The organism is Pseudomonas sp. LB-090624 (assembly GCF_003205205.1).
GTDB lineage: Bacteria > Pseudomonadota > Gammaproteobacteria > Pseudomonadales > Pseudomonadaceae > Aquipseudomonas.
In genome coordinates this window covers 1-16973 of the sequence record NZ_QJRL01000052.1, presented here as the reverse complement: position 1 = coordinate 16973, position 16973 = coordinate 1, and the positions used below count along the sequence as shown (strand labels likewise).

The following is a 16973-nucleotide window of genomic DNA, read 5'->3' as shown; positions in this document are numbered from 1 at the left end:
GTGGTTTCTCTGGTGAGTGTTTGGTCTTCGCAAACTCAACGTTAGCCAAGAACCACGATGACCATCCTCTTTCGCCTGCAGGGCGCCTTCGGCTGGTTCAGTTACACCACTTCCCGGGACACGATCGTCGTACAAACGAGGCGGTCGCGCGCGCCTGTCACAGGCGTGACTGGCCCGAAACAAATGTAGGAGCGAGCGCAGCTCGCGATGCGCCGCGCGGGCGGCGCTCGATTTCTGCCACACCCTAAAACCCACGCCAAACACACCCGGCCATTGCGCAACCTCATGCCATGCGGTGTGGCTTCGTAAGGGTACGGCGGTAGAGGTGCGTCGCCTGTGAGACCGAGCGCCGCCCGCGCGGCGCATCGCGAGCTGCGCTCGCTCCTACGGTTGTTTCGGGCCAGTTATTCCTGGGGGATTTGCGCGCGAACGCCTTGGTGCATGGCGCGATATCGCGTCGTACAAACAAGGCGGTCGCGCGCGCCTGTCACAGGCGTGACTGGCCCGAAACAAATGTAGGAGCGAGCGCAGCTCGCGATGCGCCGCGCGGGCGGCGCTCGATCTCGAGGGCGCCAAAAATGCTGCGCCGAACACAGCCAAACACTCACTGCACCCGCTGCGGTGTTTCCTCGCCCATGCAACGCACTGCACGCTTGCGGTTGTCCACCAGCACGCCGGTCAGGCCCTTTTGCTGGGTGTCGAACAGCACCAGCACGCCATCCATACACTGAGCCACCTGTGGCGCGGGGTCGAGCGAAACCTTGTAATCCTCGCCCGGGATAGTCTTGAGCATGGTGAAATCCTGCAGCAACAGGGCATCTTCGGGCTTGGCAAAATGCAGGTAACCGTAGTACCACAAGGCCCCCACCGTCACGATGATGCTGCCAACCCCGGTCAAAATCAGCGGGATGGCGTTGCGCTCTTCACTCATTGCTTGTTCTTCTCGTCTGGGAAATTGGGCACTTCGGCAAGCCGCCGCAGGCCGTTGAAATGGCTGGGGTCGTCGAGGAAACGCAACATCACCTGGCGCCACGTAGGGTCGGCGAAGGTCTGCACGTGGCCGCCCCGGGTCAGTTGCAGCACCCGCGGCGGTGGCGCGTGCTGGTACAGGCGGATGCCATTGTCCAGCGGCACCAGGTTGTCGTCGATGCTGTGGAAAAACAACTTGGGCGGACTGCTCAGTTGCTCGATCGAGCGGATCGCGCTGTCACCGTCCGGCACCAGCCACGACAGCGGCACCTGCAACGGCCAGGTCATCCACGAGGTGCTGAGCGCATAACGCCCCACCGCTCGGTAGCTGGCCGGCACGCCATCGAACACCAGCGCACTGAAGCGCTGGCGCTGCTCGGGGTGGGCAGCCAGGTAATGAATGGCCATGGCGCCGCCCAGGCTCTGCCCCAGCAGCACCAGCGGCTTACCCTTGACTTCGGGTGCCTGGTCGAGCCAGGCGATAGCCGTGGCGATGTCCTCGTAGACATCCGGCAGGCTCGGCTGCCCCTCGGACAAGCCATAGCCACGATAATCGATCATCAACACCTGGTAGCCCTGCTCCGGCAGCCAGTAGCTGCCGCCCAGATGCCCAGGGAGGTTGCCGCCGTTGCCGTGCAGGTGCAGCACCGTGCCCTTGACCTCGACACCCGCCTTGGCCGGCAACCACCAGCCATGCAGGCGAACGCCATCTGCAGTGGTCAGGGTCAGATCACGGTATTCCAGCCGGGCCCGCTCGGGGGTGAAGGCTTGGCCAGGCTCGGGGTAGAACAGCAGGCTGCTGCAGCCGCCCAGGTCCAGCAGCAGCATGCTCACGGCCAGCAGGCGGCAGTACTCAGAGAATGTTCGCGTAGTCGGCTTCAATGCGATCCAGGCTCAGGTGGTTGAGGAAGTTGGAGAAGCACATCCAGGCCGACAGCGCGTTGAGGTCGCGGAACTGCTCGGGCAGGTACTTGGGCGGCTCGACCAGCCCTTCCTCGACCAGTTGGCGCAGGGTGCGCATGTCTTCCAGGGTAGTTTTGCCACAGAACAGCAGCGGGATCTGCTCCAGCTTACCCTTCTTCACGGCCAACTGAATGTAGTTGTAAACCATGATGAAGCCCTTGAGGTAGGACAAGTCCTTGGTGAATGGCAGCCCGTTGGGCACCGAACCGCGAAACACCCGGCTGGCGTTGCTGTAGCTCTGGGCCATTTCAAAGCCCTGCTCGCGGAAAAAGCCGTAGACCTGCATGAAGTCTGCGCCCTCCTCGACCATATGGATGGCACGGGTGCGATTGGTGAGCTTGCGCAGGCGGCTGGGGTAGGAGGCAAAGGCTATCACTTCCATGAGGATCGCCAGGCCTTCCTGGGTCACCGTCGACGAGGGCGGGCCCTTGGCCAGAAAGGTACAGATCGGCTGGTTCAGGCCGTTGAGTGTGGTGCCAACGTGCACCAACCCTTCGTGCACCTCCAGGGCGCGCACGTCGCGGGCGTTGAACATGGCGTCAGCACGCACCTTGATGTAGTCGGCCCCGGCCGCAGCGTCGGCGACGATGCCATCGGACTCGAATACGCGAATGGTCCCCTCGGCTTCGCCGAACACCTTGTTCAGGCGCCGCTGAAGGATGTCCACGGCCTCCTTGGCGGTAAGGTTCTTCGGCTCGTCCTTGAGGTCGCCACGGCCATCGATATTGTTCAGATAGTCCGACAACATGAGGCCGAGGTCGGCCAGGGTCGGGTCACCGGCATGGAAGGCATCGGAGGCAGCGCCATACAGCTCCTGAGAGATCAGACCGAAGTCTTCGGTGCCGCGCGCTTCGAGCATGCGCACCACCATGCGGTATTCGCGGCACATGCGCTTCATGATCTGCCCGACCGGGTTGAACTGGCCGAGCTGGCGGATGATATCGCGCTCGATGCCTTGAAACTCGGCCTTCACCGCACTGGAGTCGAACGACAGTGGACGCGACTGGTAGTAGTCGCGATCGACGGCAGGCGGTTCCTTGCCCTTGGCATTGAGAAAGCCCTGGCGGATATTGTCGTCCCACTTCACCGCGTCCAGCACCCGGATCGGGGTCTGTGCCGCAACGATGCGGTCGGACAGGGCACGGATGGTTTGCTGGTATTCGTCCACCGGGGACTCCTTTCTAGTACACGAAACCTGTGCTTGCCCGCGAAGACGTCAGCACGGTCATTTGCCGGAACGCTGGAACCGCGCTACTTCGACGAAGAGGTCGGAGTTGGCCGGGTCGTCCAGGTAGGCCAATACCCGCGCCGCCGGGCTGTCGATCAGCACGCCGTCGCCGTTGTCTTCCGGCACCTCGGTGCTGCGCCCGTTCAGTTCCTTCTTGTCCACTGCCTGCTGTACCTGCTCGACATCCAGGTTGTACACCACCAGTTCCTTGCCATCGACGATATCGAAGCCGCCAATCAGGAAATTGCCGCCCAGGCGTTTTGGCACACCCGCCGACAGGTACCAGCGGTTGCCGTGGCGCGACACGGTGAACACGTATTCTTCAGGGGCCTTGCCCTTGGCCGTGGCGACCGCCTTGTAGGCATCGCCGCCACTGCGGCTGATGGTCAGTTTCAGCGGCTCGCCCCAGGCGTCCTTGCTGCTCCACTTGCCAAGCAAGGCCTTGGGCGCCGCCTGGTTGCTCGGCAAGGGCTCATGGAAAGTCACCAGACAACCGCCCAGCAGCAGGAATGACAAAGTCAACAACACCACACGCCAGGCTTTCATCAGGTTCTCCTAGTAAAGTCGGTCTCGCTCAAGCCGATGCCAGCACCAGTTGCAGGTATCGGGTAAGCATAGCGAGCATCTGCCCATCGGCTTGCGCACTGGCATCCTTGAGCAGGCCCTGATATTCCATCTGCTCGATAATCGCCGTCAACATTTGGGCGTCCTGTTCCGGTTGCCGCGAGCCCACCACCTGCAGCAATTGCCGTGTGCCGTGCAGCAGGATCTGCTCATGGGCGCACACCAGCTCGGCCAGGCGCGGGCACAGCAGTGCCTCCTGGCGGAAGGCCTGCTCGGCCATGAGGAAATCACGGCGGTTGAGCAACTGGCGCTGAACGTAGTCGGCGGTCATCCGCGCCACTTCGTCCGCCAGCCGCGCACGCGCCTGCGGGCTGCCATCACCCTGAGCGAGCAGTTGGCGCAACACCACCTCGGTATTGGCCCACAGTTTGGCCATGTAGGCAGCACTGCGCTCGACGTACTGGGCGAAGGTGTCGGTGAGCAGGTCTTCGATGTCCTTGAAGTAGTAGGTGGTGGCCGACAATGGCACACCGGCCTCGGCGGCCACCGCACGGTGGCGCACACCGCGGACGCCATCGCGCACGACAATTCGCATGGCGGCGTCGAGAATCAGCTGGCGACGCTGTTCGCTGCCTTGGCGGGCAGTCTTGCGGCCTTGGTATTGCACGCTTTCGGCGACGGCGGTGGCAATGCCGGCGGCGCCTTGGTCAGGCATGGCGGGTGTCACGGGGGATACCTCATGGGCAGTGTTTCATCAGTGCCGGCTTCTTCGCGGGCACACACGCCCCCACAGGGACCCCGCAACATTCAGGTGTGGGAGTGGGCGTGCCCGGGAAGAGGCCGGTACAGGCAACATAAAGCTTAGGGCAAGAAAAAGCCGCCTCGAAAGGCGGCTCGTTCAATGTCTTCAGCCCTGCGGACGCATGTGCGGGAACAGAATCACGTCGCGGATCGACGGCGAGTTGGTCAGCAGCATCACCAGGCGGTCGATGCCGATCCCTTCACCGGCGGTCGGCGGCATGCCGTACTCCAGCGCACGAACGAAGTCGGCGTCGTAGTGCATGGCTTCGTCGTCACCCGCGTCCTTCTCGGCCACCTGGGCCAGGAAGCGCTCGGCCTGGTCTTCGGCATCGTTGAGCTCGGAGTAGGCGTTGGCGATTTCGCGGCCACCGATGAAAAGCTCGAAACGGTCGGTAACAGCCGGGTTGTCATCGTTGCGACGGGCCAGCGGCGACACTTCGAACGGGTACTCGGTGATGAAGTGCGGCTGCTCCAGTTTGTGCTCGACCAGCTCTTCGAAAATCATGACCTGCAGCTTGCCCAGGCCTTCGTGGCCCAGCACCTTGGCACCGGCCTTTTTGGCGATGTCGCGGGCGCGATCGACATCTTGCAGATCGGCAGCGGTCAGCTCCGGGTTGTACTTCAGGATCGAGTCGAACACCGAGAGGCGTACGAACGGCTCGCCGAAGTGGAAGACCTTGTCGCCGTACGGCACGTCGGTAGACCCCAGTACAAGCTGGGCCAGCTCGCGGAACAGTTCCTCGGTGAGGTCCATGTTGTCGCGGTAGTCGGCGTAGGCCTGGTAGAACTCGAGCATGGTGAATTCAGGGTTGTGACGAGTCGAAACGCCTTCGTTGCGGAAGTTACGGTTGATCTCGAACACTTTTTCGAAGCCACCCACGACCAGGCGCTTGAGGTACAGCTCCGGCGCGATACGCAGGAACATGGCCATGTCCAGGGCGTTGTGGTGGGTTTCGAACGGCTTGGCTGCCGCACCGCCCGGGATGGTCTGCAGCATCGGCGTTTCGACTTCAAGGAAGTCGCGCTCGATGAGGAACTTGCGAATGTGCGAGATCACCTGCGAACGCACACGGAAGGTGTGGCGGGTTTCTTCGTTGACCATCAGGTCGACGTAACGCTGGCGGTAGCGCTGCTCGGTGTCGGTCAGGCCGTGGTGCTTGTCGGGCAGCGGGCGCAGCGACTTGGTCAGCAGGCGTACGTTGGTCATTTCAACGTACAGGTCGCCCTTGCCGGAGCGGGCCAGGGTGCCTTCGGCGCTGATGATGTCGCCCAGGTCCCAGGTCTTGACCGCAGCCAGGGTTTCTTCCGGCAGGGTCTTGCGGTTGACGTAGACCTGAATACGGCCAGTCATGTCCTGGATAACCATGAACGAGCCACGGTTGAGCATGATGCGGCCGGCTACCTTGACCGGGATCGCGGCTGCTTCCAGCTCTTCCTTGGTCTTGTCCGCGTATTGCTTCTGCAGGTCGTTGCAGTAGCTGTCGCGACGGAAGTCGTTGGGGAAGGCATTGCCTTTGGCACGCTCGGCGGCAAGTTTTTCCTTGCGCAGGGCGATCAGGGCGTTTTCTTCCTGTTGCAGGTCTTGCGATTCGGTCTTCAGGTCGCTCATGTCGTCATTCTTTCCATCAGGTATTCGTTGCCCGGTCCGGGCAGGGCACGCGCTACCGGCGGCTGGCCAGGTAGCGCGGCATGGGTGTGCGTCTTACAGGCCCTGCTTGAGGCTCGCTTCCAGGTACTGGTCAAGGTCGCCATCGAGGACCTTCTGGCAGTCGCTGCGTTCGACGCCGGTACGCAGGTCCTTGATGCGCGAGTCATCCAGCACGTAGGAGCGAATCTGGTGGCCCCAGCCGATGTCCGACTTGCTGTCTTCAAGCGCTTGGGAAGCGGCGTTGCGCTTCTGCATTTCCAGCTCGTACAACTTGGCCCGCAGCATTTTCATGGCGGTGTCCTTGTTGGCGTGCTGGGAGCGTTCGTTCTGGCAAGCCACCACGGTGTTGGTCGGTACGTGAGTGATACGTACTGCCGAGTCGGTGGTGTTCACGTGCTGGCCACCGGCACCGGAGGAACGGTAGGTGTCGATGCGCAGGTCGGACGGGTTGATCTCGATTTCGACCTTGTCGTCGATCTCGGGCGAGACGAACACCGCCGAGAACGACGTGTGGCGGCGGGCGCCGGAGTCGAACGGGCTTTTGCGCACCAGGCGGTGCACGCCGATTTCGGTGCGCAGCCAGCCAAAGGCGTATTCACCCTTGATGTGCACGGTGGCACCTTTGATACCCGCCACTTCGCCTTCGGAAAGCTCGATGATGGTGGCGTCGAAACCACGCTTGTCGGCCCAGCGCAGGTACATGCGCAGCAGGATATTGGCCCAGTCCTGCGCTTCGGTACCACCGGAGCCTGCCTGGATATCCAGGTAGGCGTTGTTCATGTCCATCTCGCCGCTGAACATGCGACGGAACTCAAGCTGGGCCAGGTTTTCTTCCAGGCCTTCCAGCTCGGTCACGACGTCGCCGACGGCACTTTCGTCATTTTCCTCGACGGCCATGTCGAGCAGGTCCTGGCAGTCGCCCAGGCCGTTGGACAGCTTGTCGAGGGTCTCGACGACCTGTGCCAGCATGGCGCGCTCGCGACCCAGTGCCTGGGCGTACTCGGGCTTGTTCCAGACGTTGGGGTCTTCCAGCTCGCGGTTGACTTCGATCAGGCGGTCATGCTTGTGATCGTAGTCAAAGATACCCCCGAATTGACTGGGAACGTTCGGTGAGGTCCTTGATGGTGTTCAGGATCGGTTGGATTTCCATGGGTTGCCTACTCGCGCGAATTCGGTGAAAAGCCCGCGAGTATAACGCAGTCGGAGGCGCGGCGGCAGGCCCGCCCGGCAGGGAAACCCCACAGGCTTGGAGCATGCCGATCACGGCGAAAATCACAATCGCAGACGAGCGCCAGAAATGTGCTGACTGGCAATAGTTGGACCGATGAATTTCAGGCGTTTTGCATGCGCGCTCCCTGTCGGAACTGGCATTTCTGCCAGTTGCACGCATCAGCGGCGGCTATTCAACTCTTACCTCGTAATGCCGACCTGCAATCCCACCCAAGCGAGGCCAAAATGAATACCACCAAAATCATCGAAATCTACCCTAGATCAGCCACAGATACCGAATGGAGACTTAAAGGCGAGTTCGGCACCCTGACCATCCCGAAAGAAAGAAACGGCTCGCTCAGCCTTAAAGCCATAACCAACCCAAGCGGCTCCCCTACAAAATACAAATTCGAGATGAATATTCTCTTCCCTGGCGTCGAGGGTGGGTCCCAGGAAAGCCTGGAGCAAGTCAGGACGGAGTTCATCTTCGCGAGCTCCACCAACCGCATAAAACATAGCGTTGACCAGGAATTGGTCACCTATGATTGCTACGCCGATGACGATACGCTCAAGATCAAGTCCATTTATCCGTGCAAGGTCGCCTACCAGCTTGTCTACAAGAATGGCGACATGGTTATCTTTCACGGCCCTACAAGGTACATAGAAATCGTGGAGTGAACGTTATAAAAAAAGGGTATCTATACCGCCAGCCATCCGCGTCGACATTCTGAACAGTGCGCGCTGGCGGTATTCGCCCCTCAAGCAACACCCACTTGGTTCCGGCCGCTGTTCTTGGCCAGATACAGCCCCTTGTCCGCCGCCGAAATCAGCTGCCGGCAATGGCTGCCGATGGTCGGAGTCTGGGTCGCCAGGCCGATACTCACCGTCAGGCACGAGTCGGCCACCGGTGCGGAATGCGGGATGCCCAGGCCCAGCACGGTCTGGCGAAGCTTCTCGGCCACCAGCCGTGCCCCGCCTGGCGAGGTGTTGGGTAGCACCAGGGCGAACTCTTCGCCACCGTAGCGCGCCGGCAGGTCGGTTGGGCGCGAGCAGGAGCCACGAATAGCCTCGGCGACCTGGCGCAGGGCCTCGTCGCCCGCCAGGTGGCCAAAGCTGTCGTTGTAGGCTTTGAAATAATCGACATCGATCATCAGCAGCGACAACTGCTGCTGTTCACGCATGGCCCGGCGCCACTCCAGCTCCAGGTACTCGTCAAAGTGGCGACGGTTGGACAGCCCGGTCAGGCCATCGGAGTTCATCAGCCGCTGCAGCATCAGGTTGGAATCAAGCAGCTGCTGCTGGCTGACGCGCAGCGCACGGTAGGCTTCGTCACGTTGCAGCAGCGTCAGGTAGGACCGTGAGTGGTAGCGAATTCGCGCCACCAGCTCGATGGTGTCCGGCAATTTGACCAGGTAATCATTTGCCCCCGCGGCAAACGCCGCGCTCTTGACCAGCGGGTCTTCCTTGGTCGACAGAACGATGATCGGGATGTCCTGGGTGGCCGGGTTGTTACGGTACTCGCGCACCAGGGTCAAGCCGTCCAGGCCAGGCATGATCAAGTCCTGAAGAATGACCGTGGGCTTGATGCGCATGGCCTGGGCCACGGCCTGGTGGGGGTCGGCACAGAAGTGGAAATCGATGTTGTCTTCATTGGCCAAGCCGCGCCGCACCGCCTCGCCGATCATGGCCTGATCGTCAACCAGCAGCACCATCGCCGAATTCTCGTTGGTGGTCGCGAAACCTTCGATCGGTAAATCACTCATACCTGTTCACCTGATCACTACCGGCTTGGCGGCGTGATTCAATACCTGTCGTCATTTTCCGAAAATTTCCATCAAGCGGCTGGCTATCCGTTCCAGCGGGCGAATCTCAACTGCAGCGTCGATGGCTGCAGCCGCCTTGGGCATGCCATACACCGCGCTGCTGGCCTGGTCCTGGGCAATGGTCAGAAAGCCTCGCTGACGCATCAGCTTCAGGCCTTGGGCACCGTCGCGGCCCATGCCGGTGAGCAAGACCCCCACCGCATCACCGCCCCAGTAGCGCGCCACACTCTCGAAGAACACATCGATCGAGGGCCGGTAGATTTCATTCACAGGCTCGGCAGTGTAGGCCAGTTGGCCGTTCTGTAGCAGACGGATGTGGTGATTCGTTCCGGCCAGCAATACCTGGCCTGGCTGCGGCGGCTCGCCTTCACAGGCCAGGCGCACCGGCAGGCCGGCGGCACTGCTGAGCCATTCGGCCATGCCCGCGGCAAATACCTGGTCAACATGCTGGACCAGCACGATGGCCGCCGGAAACGCCGCCGGCAGGCCCTTGAGCAACACTTCGAGGGCTGCTGGGCCACCGGCCGAAGAACCGATCGCCACCAGCCCTCGGCGCTGCGACGCCTCACGCAGCGGCGCAGCCACCGGCCGTGCTGCCGGCACCCGCTGCTGGCCGACCAGCCAGCCGATATTGAGGATTTTGCGCAGCAGTGGCGCTGCCGCTTCGCGGGCGTCACCTGCCCCCAGCGCCGGGGTGTCGACCACATCGAGCGCGCCATGGCCCATGGCCTCGAAGACCCGGTGCACGTTCTGCTTGCGGTCGACCGTGACAATGACGATGGCACACGGGGTTTCGGCCATGATCCGCCGGGTCGCCTCGACGCCGTCCATCACCGGCATGATCAGGTCCATCAGGATCAGGTCTGGAAGCTGCTCGGCGCAGCGCTGCACCGCCTCCTGGCCATTGCTGGCCACCCACACCACCTGGTGTGCGGGCTCGAAGGCAACCGCCCGGCGAAGCGCCTCGACGGCCATGGGCATGTCATTGACGATGGCGATCTTCATCCTTGAGCACCTCCGATCAGTTCGACTACCGCATCCAGCAACGCATCATCGTGGAAGCTGGCTTTCGCCAAATAGTAGTCGGCACCCGCATCCAGGCCACGCCGTCGGTCTTCCTCACGGTCCTTGTAGGACACCACCATCACTGGCAGCGATTGCAAGCGCTGGTCGCGGCGCACCAGCGTGACCAGCTCGATGCCGTCCATGCGCGGCATGTCGATGTCTGTGATCAGCAGGTCGAAGTCTTCGCTACGCAAGGCGTTCCAGCCGTCCATGCCATCCACCGCGACGGCCACATCGTAGCCACGGTGGCCCAGCAGCTTGCGCTGCAGTTCGCGCACGGTCAGCGAATCGTCGACCACCAGAATGCGCTTGCGGGCCAAACCGCGGGCGGCGCTGCTGCCGCGCTCGACGCGCTCCAGGCTGCCAGTGCTGAGGAGTTTTTCCACCGAGCGCAGCAAGTCCTCGACATCGACGATCAGTACCACTGAGCCATCATCGAGCAGGGCCCCTGAAGAAATGTCCTGCACCTTGCCCAGCCGCGGGTCGAGCGGCATCACCACCAGCACCCGTTCGCCCACCAGCCGCTCCACCGCCACGCCATACAACTGCTCGCGCTCACGGATCACCACCACCCGCAGGCTGGCTTGGTCGCTTTGCCCGGCCGGGCGGTTGAGCAACTGACTGGCCGCCACCAGGCCGATATGCCGGCCCTCGTGCCAGAAGTGCTGGCGCCCTTCGATCTGCACGACCTGCTCGGCAGTCACTTCCAGCGTGCGCTCGATATGGGCCAACGGGAAGGCGTAGGCCTCACCGCCCACTTCGACCACCAGGCTGCGGACCACCGACAGGGTCAGCGGCACCTGCAGATGGAAGCGGCAACCCTGCCCGGCCACCTGGGTCAGTTCGATCGAGCCGCGCAGCTCGCGAATCATATGCTGCACGGCATCCAGGCCGACGCCGCGCCCGGACACTTCGGTGACCTTGTCACGCAGGCTGAAGCCAGGCAGGAACAGGAACGTCAGCAGTTCCGCCTCGCTCATGCGCGCCACGGTATCGGCAGGGGACAAGGCGCGCTCGACGATGCTGCTGCGCAGGCGCTCGAGGTCTATGCCAGCGCCATCATCGACCAGCTCCAGGCTGAGCATGCCAGCCTGGTGCGAAGCACGAAGGCGGATCACCCCCTCATCCGGCTTGCCCGCCAGCAGGCGTCGTTCCGGCAGTTCGATGCCGTGGTCGACAGCATTGCGCAACAGGTGGGTCAACGGTGCTTCAAGCTTTTCCAGCACATCGCGGTCAACTTGCGTCTTGTCCCCTTCCACCACCAGCCGCACCGGTTTGCCCAGCGAGCGGCCAAGGTCACGAACCATGCGACTCTGCCCGGTCAGCACGTCGGCAAAAGGCCGCATCCGGCAGGCCAAGGCGGTGTCATACAGCAACTGCGCGCGCTGGCTGGCCTGCCAGCCGAATTCATCGAGGTCGGCGGCCTGTTGCTGCAGGATCTGCTGGGTTTCTGCCAGCAGGCGCTGAGTTTGGGCCAGGGCTTCAAGCACTTCGCTGCTCTGGCCGCTGTCTTCCAGCTGCATGCGCAAGCCGTCGAGCGCCTGCATGCCCTGGCCGTGCATCCGCTTGAGGCGCTGCAGGGTAGACAGGTAAGGCTTCAGCCGCTGGGTTTCCACCAACGACTTGCTGGACAAGTCGAGCAGGCTGTTAAGGCGATCGGCGGTCACCCGCAGCACGCGCTCGCCACCCTCGCCCGCGCGTTTGCCCGCCTTGCGCCGCAGCGTCGGTTCGGGGTCTGGCTCAGGCTCCGGCGGCTCTGCAGGCAACACCAGCGGCTCCGCCGGCCGGCTTGCCTGCGGCGGCTCTGCCAGTACGGCAGGTAAAACCGGCGGCACCATGGGCATGGCCGCTGCCCCCGGGTCGAGGAGGCTGGCCATTTGTGCCAGGAACACCGGCAAGGTCGCTTGCGCCACGGCGTCACCGGGCGTGGCGATGCGCATCAGCAGGTCGGTACCCTGCAACAGCGCGTCGATATGTTCGGCGCTCAGCCGCAGGCGGCCCTCCTGAGCGGCCACCAGGCAATCTTCCATGACGTGGGCGACACTTACCCCGGCATCCACCCCGACGATGCGGGCCGCACCCTTCAGTGAATGCGCCGCGCGCATGCAGGCCTCAAGTTGGTCAGCCTGAGTAGGGTTGCGTTCCAGTGCCATCAGGCCGGCGCTGAGTACCTGGGTTTGCGCTTCGGCCTCCAGGCTGAACAGTTCGAGCAACGATGCGTCGCGCATTTGCTCTGGGGTCATGACAGGCTCCGCTGCACTTCAGACATTAAGTGTTGATCGTCCAGTACCCGAACGCTGCGGCCGCGCCACTGCAGAACGGCGGCGGTGAAGCGCGTGGCATCCTGGCCGCTGCCCGACAGCAACGGATCGAGGCGGTGGATGCCGTCGACTTCCTCGACGGCCATGACCACTGGCCCACCTTCGGCGGCCAGGATCAGCATGCGCGGCATTGCCCGGCCGCTGCGCTGCTCGACGGCAGTAGCCTGCACGCCCAGCAAGTCAGCCAGCGACAGGCACGGCACCAGCGCACCACGCACGTTGACGACCCCCTGCAACAATCGCGAACGCTGGTGTGGCAACGAATGCACGGCCTGCAACGGGGCGATTTCGGCCAGGCAGGCGGTAGCCAGCGCCAGCCATTCTTCGCCCAGGCGGAACAGCAGCATCGAACGGCCGATGTTTTCCTCGACCACCGGCGCTGCTGCAGCCTGGTGGTCCTGGGTCAGTGCATAGCGGTCCAGCAGCCGTGTGGCCGCGGCGGCGTAGACCTCGCAGTTGCGGCAATGAACATGCCGTTCCAGCAGCGGGCACTGCTTGTCGCCGTGCACGCCAATACGGTTCCAGCAGTCGTCGATAGGCGCGTCATGCTCAGCCAGCAGCTGCATCGCCGATTCACCGTTCATCGTTCAGACTCCCGGCCAGCCCGCGCCGCCCGTTCCTGCAGGCGCCGGGCACCGACCAGGTCGCCTTGCGCCGCCAACAGGGCTGCCAGATGCACCAGGGCCTCGGGGTGCTGTGGTTCCAGGTACAGGGCCTTGCGATAGTGGGTTAGCGCCTGCTGCGCATCGCCTTCGGTATCACTGAGCAAACCCAGCCAGTAGTAGACCTGCGCCGAAGGGGCGTGCTTACTCAGGTAGCGCTGGCATTCCGCCCGGGCCTGCTCACTGGCGCCGGCGTTGGCCAGTCGGGCAATGCTGGCCAGCAACTCGCTGGCGCCCTCATGGTTGTGTTCACGGGGCGACACTGGCTTGGCCGCCACCGGCAACACACGCAGCGGGCGCGGCAATGGCGAGCTGACCGGCGGATAAACCGGTGTGGCCGGTGCCATCAGGGGGCGCCTGGCGGGTGGCGCAGGCGGCGGTGGCACAGGGCTGCTGGCGCCTTCATGGCGCACATAGGCAAACGCCTGAGCGATCCCCAGCGAGCGCATGCCCAGGCGTGACAGCAAGCTGCCTTCGGCCGGCCCGATAAACAGCACGCCCTGCGGGTGGAGTAGGCGCTTGAGCACTTCGAACACACGTTGCTGGGTTGGCACGTCGAAATAGATCAACAGGTTGCGGCAGAACACGAAATCGTACAGGCCATCACGGCTGGCCAAGCCCGGGTCGAGCACATTGCCCACTTGCAGGCTGACTTGCCGCTGCACCCGCTCATGCAGGCGGTGGCCGTCGTCGAGGGCTTCGAAGTAGCGCTCGCGAAACCCCAGGTCGCTGCCACGGAAGGCATTACGCCCGTACATCGCCTGCCCGGCCTTGGCCACCGAACTGGGACTGATGTCGATGCCATCGATCAGAAACGCACCGGGTGCCATGCCTGCGTCGAGCAGGGCCATGGCCAGTGAATAGGGCTCCTCACCGGTCGAGCATGGCAGGCTGAGCAGGCGCAACGGGCGCGCCCCGGCCAGCTCGGCCAGGCGTTTGTGCGCCAGGCTGGCCAGGGCACCAAAGGATTCTGGGTAACGGAAAAACCAGGTTTCCGGGACGATCACTGCCTCGATCAAAGCCTGTTGCTCGTCGTTCGACTGCTGCAGGCGCAACCAATAGTCGTCCAGATCGGTGGCGCCCACGGCCACGCTCCGCTGGCGCAGTGCACGCTCCACCATTGGCGCGCCCACCGATTCCACATCCAGGCCTATGCGCTCGCGCAAAAAACGGAAGAAACGCTGTTCGATCATGTCGGCATCCCTGTCGGCGCTTGCGTGTACAGCAAATCGTGCACGGCGTCGGGCAGCAAGTCATTGACCTCGATGCGCTGCACCATGCCCTGGGCATCCTGCAGCACCGGGCCCAGATACGGCGCCTCGCCCGTGTCCACGCCGTAGGGCTGGAACTCGTCGGGGTGGCAACGCAGGGTTTCGGTGGCCTGCTCCAGGATCAGGCCAAGCTGCTGGCCACCACGGTAGTGCACCAGCACCAGCCGGGTGCTGGTGCGCTGCACCGCTGGCAGGCCAAAGCTCAGCGCGGCAAGGTCGATTACCGGTACCAGCAGGCCACGGTGGGCCAGGATCCCGGCAACCCAGGCTGGCGCCTGGGCAATCGGCTTGAGCGGCTGGCGCGGCAACACTTCGATCACCTCGTGCACACTCAGGGCAAAGCGCTGCTGCCTGATGCGAAACTGCAGATACAGCGCCCCTTTGGCACTGTCTGCCCGCGTGGCGTGCGGTTGCATGTCGTTCATCGTGGTCAGACTTTGAAGCGCGACACGCCGCCACGCAGGCCTGCAGCCACCTGGCTCAGCTCGTCGATGGCAAAACTGGCCTGGCGCAGCGACTCCACCGTCTGGGTGCTGGCATCGCTGAGCTGGGCCAACGCCTGGTTGATTTGCTCGGCACCGGTGGCCTGGGCCTGCATGCCTTCGTTGACCATCAGCACACGCGGCGCCAGGGCCTGTACCTGGTGGATGATCTGGCTCAATTGCTCGCCCACCTGCTGCACCTCGAACATGCCACGGCGTACTTCTTCGGAGAACTTGTCCATGCCCATGACCCCAGCCGACACCGCCGACTGGATCTCGCGCACCATCTGCTCGATGTCATAGGTGGCGACGGCGGTCTGGTCGGCCAGGCGGCGCACTTCAGTGGCCACCACGGCAAAACCACGGCCGTATTCGCCGGCCTTTTCCGCTTCGATGGCAGCGTTGAGCGACAGCAGGTTGGTCTGATCGGCGACCTTGACGATGGTCACCACCATCTGTGTGATGTTGCTGGCCTTCTCGTTGAGGATGCCGAGCTTGGCGTTGACCAGGTCGGCCGCGCCCATCACCTGGTGCATGGTTTCTTCCATGCGCGCGAGCCCCTGTTGCCCAGAGCCAGCCAGGCTGGACGCCTGGTCAGCGGCCGAGGTGACTTCGGTCATGGTGCGCACCAGGTCTCGCGAAGTGGCGGCGATTTCCCGCGAGGTAGCGCCGATCTCGGTGGTGGTGGCGGCGGTTTCGGTAGCGGTAGCCTGCTGCTGCTTGGACGTCGCGGCAATTTCGGTCACCGACGTGGTCACCTGCACCGACGAGCGCTGGGCCTGGGACACGAGGTTGGCCAGGGCCTCGGCCATTTCGTTGAAGCCACTTTCGATAGCGCCGAACTCGTCCTTGCGGTCCAGGCTCAGGCGCATGCTCAGGTCACCCGAGCGAAGTTTGTCCAGGGCATGCACGATACGCTGCATGGGCGCGGTGATGGCGCGCATCAGCAGCAGCCCACAGATACCTGCAGCGACGATCGCCAGCAGCAGCGACACCACCATGCTGCCCTTGGCGGTGCTCACGGCGGTCACGATTTCGTTGGTGGCGGCGTCGGCGGCCACACGGTTGTGCTCGATCACCTCGTTCAGGTGCTTGCGACCGTCAACCCAGGCCGGGGTGAGCACTTCGGAGATCAGCCGCTGCGCTTCGTCGTAGTTGTGCTGACGGTAGGCGTCCAACACCTGGCTGACGATCTTCAGATAGTTTTCTTCCAGCTGAATGAACTGGTCGAAACGGGCCTGGTCATCATTGTCCTGGATGGTGGACTGGTAGCTGGCCATGTGTTGCTTCAGCCGGTCCTCGAAGCTCTTGAACAGCTCCATGTCGGCCGAAGTGATTTCCCGGTGGTTGGAGAGACCAACCAGTTGCTGGCTGGTGACGTAACTGTCGACCCAGGCACTGCGGATCATCGAGCTGTAGTAGACCCCGGGAATGCTGTCGGTCCCCACTGCCTCTTCGGCGTTTTCGATGGCCACCAACCGCGAGTAGGCGGCCACGATCATCAACAGCATGATGGCGATGATCACGGCGAAACTTGCCAGGATCCGTTGGCGCAAGGTCCAGTTCTTCACATTCAGCCCTCAGGAATTCACAACGAGCGGGAAAATCGCCGGAGTATAGCCTAGAGGTCGTATGGTTTTGCGGGTGAAGTGCATGACGCAATATATGCAGCGCCGGTGAGATCGAGCGCCGCCCGCGCGGCGCATCGCGAGCTGCGCTCGCTCCTACGTTTGTTTCGGGCCAGTTATTTCTGGGGGATTTGCGCGCGAACGCCTTGGTGCATGGCGCGATATCGCGTCGTACAAACCAGGCGGTCGCGCGCGCCTGTCACAGGCGTTACTGGCCCGAAACAAACGTAGATACTCTGTTGGAGGTCAAGCTTTTTTGAGGTGCTCAGCGCTGAACAGCTTGGCCGTATCAAAGGGCTCATCGCCACGCATGCATGCCCAGGCACCTGTCAGGTATTT

General features: G+C 63.0%; 14 protein-coding genes and 1 pseudogene. 1 reads left to right on the top strand and 14 read right to left on the bottom strand.

Features of this window, described 5'->3' with window-relative positions; all coding sequences use genetic code 11:
* Positions 1–604: 604 nt before the first annotated feature.
* From DMX11_RS25105 to prfB, 7 genes are all read right to left on the bottom strand, one after another.
* Entirely contained in the window at positions 605–931 is a 327-nt protein-coding gene (locus tag DMX11_RS25105) for a hypothetical protein (protein WP_110748285.1), read from the bottom strand.
* Positions 928–1851 carry an alpha/beta hydrolase gene (locus DMX11_RS25100; RefSeq protein WP_110748282.1) on the bottom strand — a complete coding sequence of 308 codons (924 nt, stop codon included), beginning with the start codon at positions 1849–1851 and terminating at the stop codon, positions 928–930. The genes DMX11_RS25105 and DMX11_RS25100 overlap by 4 nt, the downstream gene beginning before the upstream one ends.
* Positions 1823–3100, bottom strand: a complete 1278-nt coding sequence (locus tag DMX11_RS25095; protein WP_110748279.1) for a flavohemoglobin expression-modulating QEGLA motif protein — start codon at positions 3098–3100, stop codon at positions 1823–1825. Before DMX11_RS25095 ends, DMX11_RS25100 begins: the two co-directional genes overlap by 29 nt.
* 57 nt (positions 3101–3157) lie before the next feature.
* The gene (locus tag DMX11_RS25090; protein WP_110748276.1) at positions 3158–3706 is read right to left on the bottom strand and encodes a hypothetical protein; all 549 of its coding nucleotides are present in this window, start codon (positions 3704–3706) and stop codon (positions 3158–3160) included.
* A 28-nt stretch (positions 3707–3734) separates the two neighbouring features.
* Positions 3735–4439, bottom strand: a complete 705-nt coding sequence (locus DMX11_RS25085; RefSeq protein ID WP_110748273.1) for a TetR/AcrR family transcriptional regulator — start codon at positions 4437–4439, stop codon at positions 3735–3737.
* Between the two features lie 192 nt (positions 4440–4631).
* On the bottom strand, positions 4632–6134 hold the full coding sequence (gene lysS, locus DMX11_RS25080; RefSeq protein ID WP_110748270.1) for a lysine--tRNA ligase: 1503 nt from the start codon (positions 6132–6134) through the stop codon (positions 4632–4634).
* Between the two features lie 93 nt (positions 6135–6227).
* Positions 6228–7323 (bottom strand): peptide chain release factor 2 gene (gene prfB / locus DMX11_RS25075; RefSeq protein ID WP_110748267.1). Its coding sequence is split into 2 segments (ribosomal slippage): positions 6228–7250 and positions 7252–7323, totalling 1095 coding nucleotides; the frame shifts between segments, so codons are not numbered across the junction.
* Positions 7324–7628: 305 nt separating this feature from the next.
* Between prfB and DMX11_RS25070 the strand changes: the two genes are divergently transcribed.
* Positions 7629–8060: a hypothetical protein gene (locus DMX11_RS25070; RefSeq protein ID WP_110748265.1), complete on the top strand. Its 432-nt coding sequence runs from the start codon at positions 7629–7631 to the stop codon at positions 8058–8060.
* Positions 8061–8121: 61 nt separating this feature from the next.
* Here the strand turns inward: DMX11_RS25070 and DMX11_RS25065 are convergent.
* The 7 genes and pseudogenes from DMX11_RS25065 to DMX11_RS25035 form a co-directional block, all read right to left on the bottom strand.
* Positions 8122–9145: pseudogene (locus DMX11_RS25065) on the bottom strand (diguanylate cyclase); the annotation flags it as partial.
* A 51-nt stretch (positions 9146–9196) separates the two neighbouring features.
* Positions 9197–10210, bottom strand: a complete 1014-nt coding sequence (wspF, locus tag DMX11_RS25060; protein WP_110748259.1) for a Wsp signal transduction system protein-glutamate methylesterase WspF — start codon at positions 10208–10210, stop codon at positions 9197–9199.
* Complete coding sequence (locus DMX11_RS25055) at positions 10207–12513, bottom strand: hybrid sensor histidine kinase/response regulator (RefSeq protein ID WP_110748256.1); 2307 nt, start codon at positions 12511–12513, stop codon at positions 10207–10209. Before DMX11_RS25055 ends, wspF begins: the two co-directional genes overlap by 4 nt.
* Positions 12510–13175 carry a chemotaxis protein CheW gene (locus DMX11_RS25050; RefSeq protein ID WP_110748253.1) on the bottom strand — a complete coding sequence of 222 codons (666 nt, stop codon included), beginning with the start codon at positions 13173–13175 and terminating at the stop codon, positions 12510–12512. The genes DMX11_RS25055 and DMX11_RS25050 overlap by 4 nt, the downstream gene beginning before the upstream one ends.
* Positions 13172–14446 (bottom strand): protein-glutamate O-methyltransferase CheR, encoded by a 1275-nt coding sequence (locus DMX11_RS25045; RefSeq protein ID WP_110748250.1) that lies wholly within the window; start codon positions 14444–14446, stop codon positions 13172–13174. The genes DMX11_RS25050 and DMX11_RS25045 overlap by 4 nt, the downstream gene beginning before the upstream one ends.
* On the bottom strand, positions 14443–14949 hold the full coding sequence (locus tag DMX11_RS25040; protein WP_110748247.1) for a chemotaxis protein CheW: 507 nt from the start codon (positions 14947–14949) through the stop codon (positions 14443–14445). The genes DMX11_RS25045 and DMX11_RS25040 overlap by 4 nt, the downstream gene beginning before the upstream one ends.
* Before the next feature lie 5 nt (positions 14950–14954).
* Positions 14955–16577, bottom strand: a complete 1623-nt coding sequence (locus DMX11_RS25035; RefSeq protein ID WP_110748244.1) for a methyl-accepting chemotaxis protein — start codon at positions 16575–16577, stop codon at positions 14955–14957.
* Positions 16578–16973: the final 396 nt, after the last annotated feature.